Source organism: Haematospirillum sp. H1815 (genome assembly GCF_012102705.1).
In the GTDB taxonomy this organism is placed as follows: Bacteria; Pseudomonadota; Alphaproteobacteria; order Rhodospirillales; family Rhodospirillaceae; genus Haematospirillum.
In genome coordinates this window covers 251,019-264,899 of sequence record NZ_JAAVTA010000002.1, presented here as the reverse complement: position 1 = coordinate 264,899, position 13,881 = coordinate 251,019, and the positions used below count along the sequence as shown (strand labels likewise).

The following is a 13,881-nucleotide window of genomic DNA, read 5'->3' as shown; positions in this document are numbered from 1 at the left end:
CAGGGGCTTGTGTGTAAGGCTTGGCGCGAACAATGTCTGCTTTCAGGTTCTGGTGAAGAAAGTGAGGCCAAGCTGAAGAATTCAGCCAAGGCAAGAGCACGCGGCGTTATGCCTGTTTGCTCACGCCAGCCGGGGTCTTTGAAGCGTAGGGTGGTAGAATGTGAGGTGCTTCAATCGGGGTTGGAGCCTTGGAAAGCCGAAGTGAATTCCGTGAAGGGCGGCCCGGGGTGAAGGTTTCCATTTTTGGCACGGGTTACGTCGGCCTTTCCATCGACAGCGTCTGCATCGAACCGCGTATTGGCGCTCACTGTAACAACTCCAGTTTTGGCTGCTGCCTGCTCTAAGGATGCCAAGTTGTTGTCAGTCAACTGCCGTGATGTGCCGTAGAGCTTCATCCTCGTCATCCTTGGGGCTGGTTACAGCGTGCAAGGACATCGTTGCCGACGAAGTTATTCGTTGTCAGCTCAAGATGGTCGGCGTCTATCACCTGATAGTGGGGGCGGTTCCTGCAACTTCCATGCCTTCGGTATCCTGTGCATCATGAAGCGGATCAAGATCGCAGGCATTGAGGTAGTTGTTCATGATCTGACGCTAAATGAGGCTTGTTATTTTTGCTCTGCGTAGTTAATGACTTGGTTCGCTTTTAAAAACGAAGTGAATATAAGCACCGTAAATCGGCAATCGTCTGATTTTGAAGGTGTTTCGGGAAAAATCCATAAACGCGATTTGTTCGGCTATGACTGACTTGATTAAACCGGTTATTCTTTGTGGTGGCTCAGGCACTCGGCTCTGGCCTCTTTCGCGTGCGGGCTTCCCCAAGCAGTTTCTTTGCCTGTCAGGCGAGGAAAGCCTCTTCCAGGATGCGGCAAAACGCGTGATGGCTCTTTCGTGTGAGGACGTCGACGTTTACGCTCCTTTGGTTGTCACCAACGAAGAGCATCGTTTTCTTGCGCTTGAGCAGCTGCGCGAAATCGACATTACCCCAGATGCAGTCCTGCTGGAACCCGTCGGCAGAAACACCGCGCCCGCCCTTACGCTTGCTGCGCTTGCCGCTGTAGAAAACGGTGACGACCCTGTGCTGGTCGTCACGTCGGCAGACCAGACTGTAGCAGATGCTGGGGCCTTCAACAGCACCATGCTTGATGCCATACGCCAAGCGGCAGAGGGCACCATCGTGATCTTGGGCGTCACGCCTGCTCGCCCCGAAACCGGCTACGGCTATATCCGGGCTGTTGTTGAGTCCGCACCTACCTTGGTTGTCGAGCGGTTTGTCGAAAAACCCGATGAAGCCACCGCTGTTCAGTACTTGGCAGAAGGCGGCTACTACTGGAATGCTGGCATGTTCGTGCTTAAGGCATCTGTGTGGCTTCAGGCCATTGAAAGTTTCCGGCCCGACATTGCGGCCACCACCCGTGCCGCTTGGGACCAGCGGAGCAGTGATTCAGCATTTGTTCGCCCCGGTACGGCCGAGTTTGCCGCTATACCCAGCGACTCCATTGACTATGCTGTCATGGAGCGCTGTCCGGGAAGTCGATTCCCCATCCGCATGGCCCGGCTTGATGCCGGCTGGAGCGATCTGGGCGCTTGGGATGCCGTGTGGAACGTGTTGCCCAAGGATTCAAACGGCAATGTCTATGTGGGCGATGTGTTGGCCGCTGACTGCCACAATACCTTGGTACATGGCACCAGTCGCTTGGTGGCCTTGGTTGGTGTTCAGGGTTTGGTGGTGGTGGAAACGCCCGATGCTGTGCTGGTGGCCGACCAGTCGCGCGGCCAAGACGTCAAGCACATAGTTAATGCCCTTCAGCAGCAAAAGCGCGAAGAGCACACCCTGCACCGCAAGGTCCACCGCCCATGGGGCTGGTATGACAGCGTTGACGAAGGTGAGCGCTTCAAGGTCAAACGCATACAGGTCAAGCCTGGTACCAGTCTCAGCCTTCAAAAACACCATCACCGTGCCGAGCACTGGATTGTGGTCAAAGGCACGGCCGAGATTACCAACGGAGACAAGGTGCTTCTGCTCACTGAGAACCAGTCCGCCTACATTCCAGTGGGTGAAGTGCATCGGTTGGCCAACCCCGGAACGATTCCGCTGGAAATCATTGAGGTGCAATCCGGCAGTTACCTGGGTGAAGATGACATCGTTCGATTCGAAGATATATATGGGCGAATTAGCTCATGATTCCAAATTGCATAGCAGGCACATTTAATTTCTTTTAAATTTATTTTAAGGAAGAGCTGTGAGTAAAAAGCACAAAGTCGCGCTTATTACAGGAGTTTCCGGGCAGGATGGTTCTTACCTTGCTGAACTTCTGCTGGAGAAAGGTTATGTCGTTCATGGTATCAAGAGGCGTAGCAGTTCGTTCAATACTCAGCGCATAGATCATATTTACCAAGACCCACATATTGACGATGTCCGATTCAAGCTTCATTACGGTGATTTAACGGATACCAGTAACCTCATCCGAATTATTCAGGAAACTCAACCGGATGAGGTGTATAATCTCGGTGCCATGAGTCATGTTGCCGTGAGTTTTGAGAGTCCGGAATACACTGCGGACGTAGATGCGATCGGTACGCTTCGTCTGCTTGAGGCGATCCGCATTCTTGGTCTTGAGAAGAAGACTCGCTTCTATCAGGCATCTACGAGTGAGTTGTACGGATTGGTGCAGGAAACTCCTCAGAAAGAGAGCACGCCGTTCTACCCGCGTAGCCCCTATGGGGTCGCCAAGCTCTATGCGTATTGGATCACAGTGAACTATCGCGAGGCCTATGGCATGTATGCCTGCAACGGCATCCTGTTTAATCATGAGAGTCCGCGCCGTGGCGAAACTTTTGTCACCCGCAAGATCACGCGCGGCCTGTGCAATATCGCGCAAGGGCTCGAGAAATGTCTGTATATGGGGAACATGGACTCGCTGCGCGACTGGGGACATGCCCAGGACTATGTGCGCATGCAATGGATGATGCTGCAACAAGAAGAGCCGAAGGATTATGTGATCGCTACCGGCGTTCAGTACAGCGTTCGCCAGTTTATCGAGAAAAGTGCCGCTCACTTGGGCGTTACGCTCCGCTTCGAGGGGCGCGGTGTCGATGAGGTTGGCGTAGTTGCTGCTGTGGCTGGCGACTTGGCATGTGCGTTGAAGCCCGGAGATGTGATCGTGCGCGTTGATCCGCACTATTTCCGTCCAGCTGAAGTGGATACGCTCCTCGGTGATCCGACTTTAGCCAAAGAGGAACTGGGCTGGATTCCTCAGATCACTCTGGACCAGATGGTCTCGGAAATGATCTCGAGCGATTTGGAGCAAGCCCGGCAGTATGCACTGCTGAAGCGCCATGGATTCAGCGTGCAGGTCAGTAAAGAGAAGTGAGCTTCATGGACGAAAAAATCTACGTTGCTGGCCACCGCGGCATGGTTGGTAGTGCAATCATCCGCGCCCTGCGTACTCGAGGTGTTGAGTCATCGCAGATTCTCACCCGCACCCACGACGAATTGGATCTGATCAACCAAGGAGAGGTTGAGGCATTCTTTGCGCGCGAGCGTCCCACGCAGGTGTATCTGGCCGCTGCCAAGGTTGGTGGCATACACGCCAACAATATCTTCCCTGCCGAGTTCATCTACGAGAACCTGATGGTGCAGGCAAATGTGATCCACGCTGCGCATCGCAACAATGTGCAAAAGTTACTTTTTCTTGGCTCGAGCTGCATCTATCCAAGGCTGGTGCCGCAACCGATGGCCGAATCAGCTTTGCTCACCGGCTCACTCGAGCCAACCAACGAACCCTATGCGATCGCCAAGATCGCCGGCATCAAGCTGTGCGAGAGCTACAACCGCCAGTACGGTCGCGATTATCGTAGTGTGATGCCCACCAACCTGTATGGCCCTGGCGACAACTATCACCACGAGAACAGCCACGTGGTGCCAGCGCTGATCCGCCGCTTTCACGAAGCCAAGGTGGCGGACGCGCCACAGGTAGTCATTTGGGGTAGTGGTAAACCGCGACGTGAATTCCTGTACGTTGACGATATGGCCAATGCCAGCGTCTTTGTGATGAATCTGGAAGCTGCCGAATATAATGCGCAAGTCGAGCCGCAGATGTCGTTGATCAACGTTGGCTTTGGATCAGATGTGACCATCGCTGAACTGGCGCAGATGGTGTCTGGTGTCATCGGCTACCAGGGCGAGATCGTCTTTGATCGCGACAAACCGGATGGTCCCCCGCGCAAGCTGATGGATTCAGCGCGCTTGCTTGCAATGGGGTGGCGGCCGACAGTGGGCCTTGAGGACGGTATAAGACTCGCGTACCAGGACATGCAGCAGCACATGTGCAGGAAATGAGTATTCAATCATTCGTGCGGTTTTGTCGCTTGTCCGTCGTCGATAGCCCTTGGCGTCGGCCGCTATACAATTCGGGGTGGCTGCTGTTCGACCAGGTCTTGCGCGTAGCCGCGGGCGCGCTGCTCAGCCTCTGGATAGCGCGCCATTACGGTCCCGCCCTCTTGGGCGAGTTCAACTATGCGATGGCCATTGTTGCGCTGTGGACCCCGATTGCGGCGGCCAGCCTCGATGTACTGTTGATCCGCGATGTAGTGAAGGACAAGGCATCGGCACGCGTTGTCCTTGCCAGCATGCATGTGCTGCGTCTGCTCGCGGCCCTCGTGAGCATGGGTGGTGCACTGGCCATGGCCACTATTGCTCGGCCGGGAGATCATGGCCTTTTGGTTCTCGTGCTGCTGGCGGCGCTTTCCACGATCTTCCAGTCTGCATTTGTGATCGACGGCTGGTATCAGTCCCAAGGCCAGGTCCGAACCGGAGCGACGGCGCGCAGCCTAGCTTTTGTGATCGGCGCATTGGTGCGAATCATGGCGGTTGTTACAGATGCAGACGTGATGGTTTTGGCGGTTGCCGTTGGCGTTGAAGCCATGGTAGCAGGCCTGTTCTTCCATATATTCTACCGCACAAAAGAAGGTCAGCCGCTCGCCCTCCGCGTAGCAGATTGGGGTTGTATCCGCAGCTATCTGTTGGAGGGCAAAAGCTTGTTACTGACCGGGGTGCTGATCAGCATCTACATGCGCGTTGATCGCGTCATGATCGGCTTGTTTCTCGACAACCGATCCGTCGGCATCTACTCCGTTGCAGTTCAGCTCTGCGAGCTGTTCTACCTGTTGCCCAATGTGGTGTTTCTGTTGATCTATCCCACGCTGGTTTCACTGCATGCTGCGAACGAAGATTGCTATCGGCAACGGCTGCTCCAGGCGATGGCGGCCTCTTTCTATGGGAGTTTGGCGATTGCCGCGGTCTTCTCCGTTGGATTGCCGTGGATTATAAAAATTCTCCTGGGGCCATCCTATGCGGAATCGGTAAGCATTGCCCGCATCTACATCTTTCTGCTTCCGTTGATCAGTATCAGCACCGTCTTCAGTCACTGGTATGTGCTGTACGGCAAGACCGCTATCTCGATGTACGGAACCCTGATCGGGAGCGTGTCATCCTTACTGTTCAATTATGTGCTGATTCAACGCTTCGGCCTGCAGGGTGCGGTCTATGCCGCGCTGATTTCAATGCTGATGCCGACGGTGATCATAAGCCTGTTCTTCGACCGTCGTGTGGCGAGTATCTTCTTCGATGCGATCACACTCAGATTTGGAATTCGTAATGCTATCTGAGAACTTCTACCGCCGTCTGGCCAGCGTCCGCTTCCGTATCGCCAAGCTTGCTGCACTGCTGCGCAGGCGCAACCGACCGATGGCTGATATCGGTGCCTTGTTGCGGGACTATGCGCAGGCTAAAGCAGATCTGGAGGCCTTCCTCGGCATTGGTAACGACCAGTTCTGGCAACTGATGGAAGCGTGGCCGCAGATCGAGGAAGCCTTGTTCCATAACAAGCGGGACTTGATGGATTTTTACTGCTCTTGGAACGGCGACAACGGTCGTGCGAACCTTTGCGCAAACGTGTTCAACCAGTTCCTGTCAGCCGATATCTACTTTGCGGTTCGGCCCCATGTCGTGGCAGCTCGCCGCGTACTTGACTACGGCTGCGGCACCGCATCCGTGACCTTGGCACACGCAATGCTTAGCGCCGGCAGAACTGAGTTCGTCCTTGTTGAGCTGCAGGATATGGTCCGCCAGTTCATACAATTCCGCGTCGAGCGCCATCACCTGCCGCGGGTACGCAGCATCGACCTGGCCGGCTTGAGCGGAGAAGCGGCCTTCGATCTGGTGATGTGCATCGATGTGCTCGAACATCTGGAAAATCCCTCGCAGGTATTCATCGAGGATCTAGTGCCGCGGGTCGCGCTCGGTGGCCTTCTGATCCTGCGGGCGCCCTGGCGCGGACAGCTCACGCATATTGACGCCGCCCCCGAAGACTTTTACGGGAACGGCGGTCGTGTGGCCTTGGCCCGGCATTTCGTCGAGATTGAGCGTATCGGCGCCAATGATCTGGACGCAGTGTACAAGCGGATCCGGTAATGGGCATGCGGAGAATCGGTTTTTATCTGACTTGGAACCTGGGCAGCTTGCAGAGCAAGCTGGGCAATGTGCTGGGCGATGAACTGTATGCGAACAGTCTGGCGCAGGCGCTGCGTAAACTGGACTCCGAGCTTGATGTGCAAGTCTATGCCCCGAACAGGCCGCCCGAGGGCAGGCTTGACGCGATGGTGTACATGAACGACAATGCCCCTTGCTCGGAATGGGCGGCGAAGTCCCTTCTCTATTTGCAAAATGCCTATGGCGAAGGCTGTGATCGCAAGCTGGCCGCGTTGCGTAATCATGGCTACGATGGTTATGCCTTCATTTCGCAAAAGTTGCTGGACCTGCATCAGGGCGAGGGTTACCAAGGCATCTTCCTGCCCTTCGGCGTTGATGTGACGACCTTCCGGCCGCAGCCTGTTGATCCGGCGCTGGCCTTTGAGGTTGCCTATGTCGGGAACGACATCAAGGGTACCGAACGCAGCGAAGCCTATCTTGAGCCCGCAGCCGACTTTGACTTCGGCCTGTTCGGCAATTGGTATGTCCCTCGAGCCCGGTTCCGGATCTGGAAGAACTATCTGCTGCCGCGCTATAAAAAGCGCTTTGAGCGTCTCAGTCGGGGCAAAATCCTGCAAGGACAGGTGCCCGTCCTCTACAGCAGCAGCAAGATCAACCTGAACTGTACGATTCAGGACTGTGTGGACTGGGATGTGATTACGCTGCGTACTCTTGAGGTCTTGGCCTGCGACGGATTCCTAGTCTCTGATCGGGTGCCTGCGGCGCAGCGCCTGTTGGGCGACTACATTGTTTTTACTGATGGGTACGACCAACTGCGCACGCAAATCCGCCATTACTTGGCACACGATGAAGAGCGGCAGCGGATGGCCCGCGCGGGTGGTGCATTCGTGCGGCAGAACTTTTCGATAGAGGCCACAGCTGACAAACTTTTGATGTATTTGCAGGAGCTTTAAATGCGTGTCTTATTCGTCAATCCCCCTGTGATCCGGAGCGAGAAATCGTCCGCGGAGAATGACTTTAAATTGGATGGAGTGCCGCTGTATCCTTGGCTGCGCAAGATCCCGGGGATCCGCTTCCTGTGGCGCAGGCTTGGCATCGGTCGGGGAATCCGCTACGGGGTGCGCGCCGGATCGCGCTGGCCATGGACGATGGACGTTCCCCACGGAGGGCCACACTATCCGTTCTTCATGGGCTATGCGGCCTCCCTTGTCGCCGCGGATGGCCATCAGGTAAATATCATCGATGCCGTGTCCGACGAGGAGTACAGCTACGAGCGCTTTCTGAAGCGCGTCAGCGACTGGAAGCCTGATCTGATCGTACAGGAATGTTCTACCCCGACCGTCGACATCGACCTGTGGATGGCGCGCAAGCTGGCCAAGATCGCCGATCTGGCCGTCGCCGGTCCACATTTCACCGAGAATGAGATCGTCAGCCAGGTGCAGCGCGATTACCCGGAGATCAAGTACATCCTGCGTGGCGAGTACATCTACGGCGCACAGAAGCTGGTCCGTGAGTTGCGCCCTGGTGTGTACGAGGGGCAGGTTGTCACCGACCTCGACACGATCCCCTTTCCCTTCCGCGACTATCCGGCCGCATTGAACTACTATGACCCGAGCATGCCGACCGCGCGACCTCAGTTGCAGATCTATGGTAGCAAGGGTTGCCCGTTTAAATGCACTTTCTGCGTGTGGCCGCAGGCCATGTTCCAGAAGAAAGTGTCGCTGCGCGACCCGGAACGGATTGCCGCCGAAATCCGTGAGGCCGTTGCGCTGTACGGTTATCGCAGCATTTTCTTCGATGACGACACCTTCAACATGGGCACCGAGCGGATCAGCCGCCTGTGCGACCTGCTAAAGGAAATCGGCCTGCCCTGGACGATGATGGGTCGCCTTGATATCTCGCCTGACTGGCTCTACGAGAAGATGGTGGACTCGGGCTGCGTGGGCATGCGCTTCGGGATCGAGACCTTCGACTTGCAGGTGCTTGCCCGCGTGAAGAAGGGCATCGAGCGCAAGGACTTCCGTGGTACGCTGGAGCGCCTCTGTACCAAGTACCCTAATCTGATGCTGCACATCACGATGATGCGCGACATGCCTGGACAGAGCGAAGAAGCGCATCAGCTGGACATGGAGATCATTCATGGTTTGGGCTTTACTGTCGATAACATGCGTCGCAGTTATCAGCTGTCGCACTGCTCGCCCTTCCCCGGTACAGAGATGTACAAAGAGCTTAAGGCCGGCGACGCCGAGGCGGTGCTGCATGACTTCCGCAAGTACGACGGTGGCCAAGAGACCGTGATGAAGACGATCAATGGCGGATGATGTTCTGATCATCGGTGCCAGCGGTTTTATCGGCGGCTACCTGTTCGACCATCTGGGTGACGTGCCTGAAGTGCGGCTAAGCGGAACGGCTCATCGCCGCGCCGTATCCGGCCTGCATGTAGTCGACATCCGCGATCGTGCATCGATGACGGCGCTGCTCAGCGATGTAAGGCCGAGGGTGGTGATCTTCCTTGCCGGCACGAAGGACGTGGATCGCTGCGAACGGGAGCCAGCCCATGCGATGGACCTAAATGTTGGGGCAATTCGCCACTATATCGACGCGTGCGCTGTAAACGGCTTGCGTCCGGTGACGCTGTACGTATCGACTGACTATGTTTTCGGTGGCTGCCATGGTTCGTATGGCCGAGACGCGCGAGTCGGACCAGCCACTGTTTACGGTCTCAGCAAGTTATTGGCCGAGCGCCTGCTTCAGGCGTCCGGGTTGCCGGGGCAGATCTTGCGCGTGTCAGCGGTGATGGGGCGCAGAGGCGGCTTCTTCCGCTGGTTCGAGAGCGAGATACGGACAGGGACTACCTTGACCCTGTTCGATAACACCTATTTTTCTCCCACCTCGATTGGCCGTTTGTGTTCGCATGTGCGTGATTTCGTGCAGTGCCGCGCGGTGCCCGGCACATGCAATGACATGACGTTGGCGCATCTCAGTGATGGCTGTCGGATGTCTCGCTATGAGTTCGGCGTGCGTCTGGCTGAATTGAAGGGGGTACCGGTATCCCGGCTGCAAGCGGGTACGGCCGACCTTGTGGCGAGTACTTTTCAGGCTGATCTGTCATTGTTGCCTGATGGTATGACATCTCTCGGCTGCGCGTCCGATTGGAAAGACTTGGAGAATGTTTTTTGAGCACCTTGTTCAGTATCCTCCCGCGTTTTTTCGAACATACCGATGCGCGCGGCTCCATTTCAGGCTTGATCAACGTCGGCAACTGGCGGGAGATGAATCTGATTTCGTCCGATATTGGCGCGGTGCGCGGGCGCCACTATCACAAGTCAACGTTGGAATGCTTCGTAATTCTGTCTGGTCGGGTCCATGTCACATTTCGACGCCCCGTTGGTGGCGACATTGGCGACTGCACCTGGGAGCATGCGTCGCGCGATTTCATTGCGGGCGATGTGTTCATCGTAAAGCCAATGGTTGAACACACTTTCCATATCCAAGAGACAGCGCAGTGGATCAATCTGCTGAGCCAGCCCGTGGATCCTCAGAAGCCAGACTTTTATAGATATGAAAATCATGAATAATCTTGGGAATATATTGGTGACAGGTGGTGCGGGTTTTCTTGGCTCCCACCTCTGCGATCGTTTGCTGAAAGAAGGCCATGACATCATTTGTTTGGATAACTTCTTTACCGGCACCAGAAATAACGTCTTACATCTGCAGCAGAATCCGCATTTCGAGTTGTTGCGCCATGACGTGACATTCCCTTTGTATGTAGAGGTTGATCAGATTTATAATCTGGCATGCCCGGCCAGCCCAGTTCATTACCAGCATGATCCTGTGCAGACTACCAAGACCAGTGTGCATGGAGCTATCAACATGTTGGGTTTGGCCAAGCGCACCGGGGCACGAATTCTTCAGGCATCGACCAGTGAGGTTTATGGCGATCCGGAAGTTCATCCTCAGCCGGAAAGTTATTGGGGCAGAGTAAATCCTATCGGGCCGCGATCCTGTTATGACGAGGGCAAACGCTGTGCCGAGACGCTCTTTTTCGATTACCAGCGACAGCATAATTTAGATATTAAGGTGGTACGCATTTTTAACACATACGGGCCACGTATGCACCCCAATGATGGGCGCGTTGTTAGCAATTTTATTGTGCAAGCCTTGAGTGGTGAAGACATCACCATCTATGGCGACGGACAACAAACCCGTTCATTTTGTTATGTCGATGACCTGATTGAAGGCTTTATAAACATGATGTCCACTGAGACCGGCTTTTTTGGCCCGGTCAATTTGGGCAACCCGGGCGAGTTCACAATGCTGGAGTTGGCAGAATTAGTGATCAAGCTGGTTGGCGGCAGGTCGAAACTTCTTTATTTGCCTTTGCCGCAAGATGACCCAAAACAGCGACAGCCAGATATAACCTTGGCTAAATCCAAGTTGGGATGGCAGCCTAAAGTAGTTCTGGAGGATGGGTTGAAAGAAACTATCGCCTATTTTCGGAAGCTCCTGAATGCATGATTTCAAACTGACAACAGCCGTTGGCTTCATCATTTTCAATCGTCCGGACAGTACAGAACGAGTATTTGCAGAGATCGCCAAGGCCAAGCCGCCGATGCTTCTGGTTGTGGGCGATGGCCCGAGGGCCAGTCGGCAAGGTGAAGCGGAAAAAGTGGCTGCCGCAAGAGCTATCATTCAACGGGTCGATTGGGATTGCGAGGTACTTACCAACTTCTCCGATGTCAACCTTGGCTGCAAAAAGCGCGTGTCCAGCGGAATTGACTGGGTTTTTGAGCAGGTCGAAGAAGCCATCATCCTTGAAGATGATTGCTTGCCTCACCCTACCTTCTTCCGGTATTGCCAGGAACTTCTAGAACGTTACCGTCACGATCAGCGTATCGGCATGATCAGTGGTGATAACTTTCAGTTTGGCCGACGGCGTAATGACGACAGCTATTATTTCTCAAAGTATGTCCATATTTGGGGGTGGGCTGGTTGGCGTGATCGCTGGGCCTCCAGCTATGATGTGACCATGGCCAAGTGGCCGGGTATACGGGATGAGGGTTGGTTGGCGGACATTGTGGGAAATGAGCGAGAAGCAGTGTTCTGGGGCAAGATTTTCGAGCGTGTATATCGTGGCGAGATCGACACTTGGGATTACCAGTGGGTATTTGCCAATTGGGTAGAAGGTCGTTCTACGATACTGCCGACTGTTAATCTGATCACAAATATCGGTTTCGATACGAGTGCCACGCATACCACGGGGGACAGTGAACTGGCTAACCTGCCAAGCCATGCTCTTACCTTTCCACTGATCCATCCTGTCGGTGTGATCAGAAACATGCAGGCAGATGCCTTTAGTGAAAAAAAATGCTTCCGGATTCCCTTGGTAAAGCGTATTCGAAACAAGCTCGCAGGGCTGTTCAGATGACTGTTGGAATTCACAGTGGCCACAGTGATGCTTGTCCTATCTGTTCAGGGGAGATGAGGCTCTGTTTTTCAGAGCAGGTCCTTGGTAAGTATCAGGCTAATTACGAACTTTGCGCTCTATGCGGATTCCTGCGTGCCAAGGATCCATACTGGCTGAATGAGGCGTACTCAAGCGCAATTGCGGTTGCTGATACAGGGTTGGTGATGCGCAATCTCGCTATCGCCAGCAAGCTGTCAGGAGTACTTTACTGGTTAGTGCGTGAGAGAGGAAAGGGACTGTACCTTGACTCTGCTGGCGGCTACGGGATGCTGACCCGCTTGATGCGGGACTTTGGGTTTGATTTTTATTGGGCGGACAAGTACTGCGACAACCACTTGGCCCAAGGCTTTGAGTACAAACCAGAAATGGGTCCATGCAATGCGGTCACGGCAATTGAGGTGTTTGAACATCTGACAGATCCGGCCACCTTCATCAAGGAAACCTTGGCGTTTTCTGGTGCCCGGACACTGATTTTTACAACTGAACTGTATGCGGGCGATCCACCTGCTCCTGGGTCGTGGTGGTACTACGCGTTTGCTACCGGCCAACATATCGGATTTTTCCAGCGCCGCACTCTGGAAATACTTGGGAAGCGGTTGGGGCTCCGGTTTTCCAGCGCGAACGGGATTCACATATTCTCGGAGCATCAAATTGATGAGTTGATTCTTCGTTTCGTGACGGGGCGCGGGGTTTCCCGCATTGCGCCTTGGTGGATACGCAGAAGGTTGGGGTCGAAAACGCTAAGCGACCATCAACTCATGCTTCAGAAAATTGGCTGAATTAGAAACGCTGAACAAATGAAAATTGCATATGATTCGCAGATATTCTGCGCGCAGACATATGGTGGTGTATCTCGCTACTTCTGCGAGATTGCATCCCGGTTGGCCCAGGCTCCGGGGCTTGATGTATCAATTGCAGCCCCGCTATATATCAATTCCTATTTGCAAAATCTTTCGCCGGGTATCGTAACGGGGTTTCGAGGTCCCGGAGCTGGGCGATTTACATCAGTCTACCCTCGGCTGTTTCTTCGTGGTATGAGCCTTGCTCTAGGGGATTTAATGCTTCGCACACAGTCTCCGGATGTCATCCATGAGACCTATTACTTCCCGTATTCGCTCGGGCCGCGCCGGGCACGCCGTGTGCTGACCATTCATGATATGATCCACGAGCGATTCCCGTCGGATTTCCCGCTCGGTGACAAGACAAGCCGGTATAAGGCCGTGGCGGCAAGAAGGGCAGACCATGTGATCTGTATTTCAGAGTCGACACGACGAGATGCCATCGAACTTCTGGGCTTGCCTCCGGAAAAGACCTCTGTCATTCACCATGGTTTCGGCCTGATGACAGGGGGGAAAGGGGACCTCGTCGGTGAGGGACCCGCAACAGACAAGCCGTTTCTTCTTTATGTGGGGAATCGCGGGGGGTACAAGAATTTTTTCCGCTTGCTGGAGGCGTATGCCTCATCCCCTCAGCTTCGCGCTGGGTTCAATTTGGTCTGCTTTGGCGGGGGCGCATTTAGTGCGGAGGAACACGAAAGGGTGGCGCGATTGGGTATGACTAACGGCCATATTATCCAGTTGGGCGGGAGCGATCAGTTGTTGTCCCGGCTTTATGCACGGGCGAGTGCGTTTGTGTATCCCTCGCTATACGAAGGCTTCGGAATCCCTCCCCTTGAAGCGATGTCGCACGATTGCCCTGTCGTCTGCGGGATGACCAGTTCCATTCCCGAGGTGGTGGGAGATGCGGGCGAGTATTTCGACCCGGTAGATGTTGTTTCGATGCGGGAAGCCATTGAACGCGTAGTGAGTTCAGAAAGCTATAGCAAGACGCTGATTGAGAAGGGTCGCGTTCGCCTTGGTTCTTTCTCTTGGGATCGCTGCGCCGAGGAAACGCTGTGCGTGTATCGGAAACTTTTTTAAAGTGC

Annotated in this window: 14 protein-coding genes; 13 read left to right on the top strand and 1 reads right to left on the bottom strand. The window is 54.7% G+C overall.

Annotated elements, in window-relative coordinates:
- Positions 1-170: 170 nt before the first annotated feature.
- The gene (locus HEQ60_RS03595; RefSeq protein WP_168069547.1) at positions 171-395 is read right to left on the bottom strand and encodes a hypothetical protein; all 225 of its coding nucleotides are present in this window, start codon (positions 393-395) and stop codon (positions 171-173) included.
- 341 nt (positions 396-736) lie between these two features.
- Here HEQ60_RS03595 and HEQ60_RS03590 point away from each other — a divergent pair, with 341 nt between their 5' ends.
- Genes HEQ60_RS03590 through HEQ60_RS03530 form a run of 13 tightly spaced genes read left to right on the top strand, consistent with a single transcriptional unit; the run spans position 737 to position 13,876 of the window.
- Positions 737-2,182, top strand: coding sequence for a mannose-1-phosphate guanylyltransferase/mannose-6-phosphate isomerase (locus HEQ60_RS03590; protein WP_168069546.1), 1,446 nt, complete (start codon positions 737-739; stop codon positions 2,180-2,182).
- A 58-nt stretch (positions 2,183-2,240) separates the two neighbouring features.
- A complete protein-coding gene (gene gmd / locus HEQ60_RS03585; protein ID WP_168069544.1) occupies positions 2,241-3,371 on the top strand; it encodes a GDP-mannose 4,6-dehydratase in 1,131 nt (376 codons plus the stop codon).
- A 5-nt stretch (positions 3,372-3,376) separates the two neighbouring features.
- The gene (gene fcl, locus HEQ60_RS03580) at positions 3,377-4,339 is read left to right on the top strand and encodes a GDP-L-fucose synthase (protein ID WP_168069542.1); all 963 of its coding nucleotides are present in this window, start codon (positions 3,377-3,379) and stop codon (positions 4,337-4,339) included.
- Positions 4,336-5,667: a flippase gene (locus HEQ60_RS03575; protein ID WP_168069540.1), complete on the top strand. Its 1,332-nt coding sequence runs from the start codon at positions 4,336-4,338 to the stop codon at positions 5,665-5,667. The genes fcl and HEQ60_RS03575 overlap by 4 nt, the downstream gene beginning before the upstream one ends.
- Entirely contained in the window at positions 5,657-6,472 is an 816-nt protein-coding gene (locus tag HEQ60_RS03570) for a class I SAM-dependent methyltransferase (RefSeq protein WP_168069538.1), read from the top strand. The genes HEQ60_RS03575 and HEQ60_RS03570 overlap by 11 nt, the downstream gene beginning before the upstream one ends.
- On the top strand, positions 6,472-7,443 hold the full coding sequence (locus tag HEQ60_RS03565; protein WP_168069536.1) for a glycosyltransferase: 972 nt from the start codon (positions 6,472-6,474) through the stop codon (positions 7,441-7,443). The genes HEQ60_RS03570 and HEQ60_RS03565 overlap by 1 nt, the downstream gene beginning before the upstream one ends.
- A complete protein-coding gene (locus HEQ60_RS03560; RefSeq protein ID WP_168069534.1) occupies positions 7,444-8,811 on the top strand; it encodes a B12-binding domain-containing radical SAM protein in 1,368 nt (455 codons plus the stop codon).
- Entirely contained in the window at positions 8,801-9,670 is an 870-nt protein-coding gene (locus HEQ60_RS03555) for an SDR family oxidoreductase (RefSeq protein ID WP_168069532.1), read from the top strand. The genes HEQ60_RS03560 and HEQ60_RS03555 overlap by 11 nt, the downstream gene beginning before the upstream one ends.
- On the top strand, positions 9,667-10,068 hold the full coding sequence (locus HEQ60_RS03550) for a cupin domain-containing protein (protein ID WP_168069531.1): 402 nt from the start codon (positions 9,667-9,669) through the stop codon (positions 10,066-10,068). Before HEQ60_RS03555 ends, HEQ60_RS03550 begins: the two co-directional genes overlap by 4 nt.
- Positions 10,052-11,008: a UDP-glucuronic acid decarboxylase family protein gene (locus tag HEQ60_RS03545; RefSeq protein WP_245183734.1), complete on the top strand. Its 957-nt coding sequence runs from the start codon at positions 10,052-10,054 to the stop codon at positions 11,006-11,008. Before HEQ60_RS03550 ends, HEQ60_RS03545 begins: the two co-directional genes overlap by 17 nt.
- On the top strand, positions 11,001-11,918 hold the full coding sequence (locus tag HEQ60_RS03540; protein WP_168069530.1) for an N-acetyl-alpha-D-glucosaminyl L-malate synthase BshA: 918 nt from the start codon (positions 11,001-11,003) through the stop codon (positions 11,916-11,918). The genes HEQ60_RS03545 and HEQ60_RS03540 overlap by 8 nt, the downstream gene beginning before the upstream one ends.
- Entirely contained in the window at positions 11,915-12,736 is an 822-nt protein-coding gene (locus HEQ60_RS03535) for a class I SAM-dependent methyltransferase (RefSeq protein ID WP_209315383.1), read from the top strand. The genes HEQ60_RS03540 and HEQ60_RS03535 overlap by 4 nt, the downstream gene beginning before the upstream one ends.
- 18 nt (positions 12,737-12,754) lie before the next feature.
- Positions 12,755-13,876: a glycosyltransferase family 4 protein gene (locus tag HEQ60_RS03530; protein ID WP_168069529.1), complete on the top strand. Its 1,122-nt coding sequence runs from the start codon at positions 12,755-12,757 to the stop codon at positions 13,874-13,876.
- Positions 13,877-13,881 lie beyond the last annotated feature (5 nt).

What these genes read in the sequence shown, in the direction of transcription:
- HEQ60_RS03595 (WP_168069547.1), bottom strand. Translation starts at nt 395, where the DNA reads ATGAAGCTCTACGGCACATCACGGCAGTTGACTGACAACAACTTGGCA.
- HEQ60_RS03590 (WP_168069546.1), top strand. Translation starts at nt 737, where the DNA reads ATGACTGACTTGATTAAACCGGTTATTCTTTGTGGTGGCTCAGGCACT.
- fcl (WP_168069542.1), top strand. Translation starts at nt 3,377, where the DNA reads ATGGACGAAAAAATCTACGTTGCTGGCCACCGCGGCATGGTTGGTAGT.
- HEQ60_RS03575 (WP_168069540.1), top strand. Translation starts at nt 4,336, where the DNA reads ATGAGTATTCAATCATTCGTGCGGTTTTGTCGCTTGTCCGTCGTCGAT.
- HEQ60_RS03570 (WP_168069538.1), top strand. Translation starts at nt 5,657, where the DNA reads ATGCTATCTGAGAACTTCTACCGCCGTCTGGCCAGCGTCCGCTTCCGT.
- HEQ60_RS03565 (WP_168069536.1), top strand. Translation starts at nt 6,472, where the DNA reads ATGGGCATGCGGAGAATCGGTTTTTATCTGACTTGGAACCTGGGCAGC.
- HEQ60_RS03560 (WP_168069534.1), top strand. Translation starts at nt 7,444, where the DNA reads ATGCGTGTCTTATTCGTCAATCCCCCTGTGATCCGGAGCGAGAAATCG.
- HEQ60_RS03555 (WP_168069532.1), top strand. Translation starts at nt 8,801, where the DNA reads ATGGCGGATGATGTTCTGATCATCGGTGCCAGCGGTTTTATCGGCGGC.
- HEQ60_RS03545 (WP_245183734.1), top strand. Translation starts at nt 10,052, where the DNA reads ATGAAAATCATGAATAATCTTGGGAATATATTGGTGACAGGTGGTGCG.
- HEQ60_RS03540 (WP_168069530.1), top strand. Translation starts at nt 11,001, where the DNA reads ATGCATGATTTCAAACTGACAACAGCCGTTGGCTTCATCATTTTCAAT.
- HEQ60_RS03535 (WP_209315383.1), top strand. Translation starts at nt 11,915, where the DNA reads ATGACTGTTGGAATTCACAGTGGCCACAGTGATGCTTGTCCTATCTGT.
- HEQ60_RS03530 (WP_168069529.1), top strand. Translation starts at nt 12,755, where the DNA reads ATGAAAATTGCATATGATTCGCAGATATTCTGCGCGCAGACATATGGT.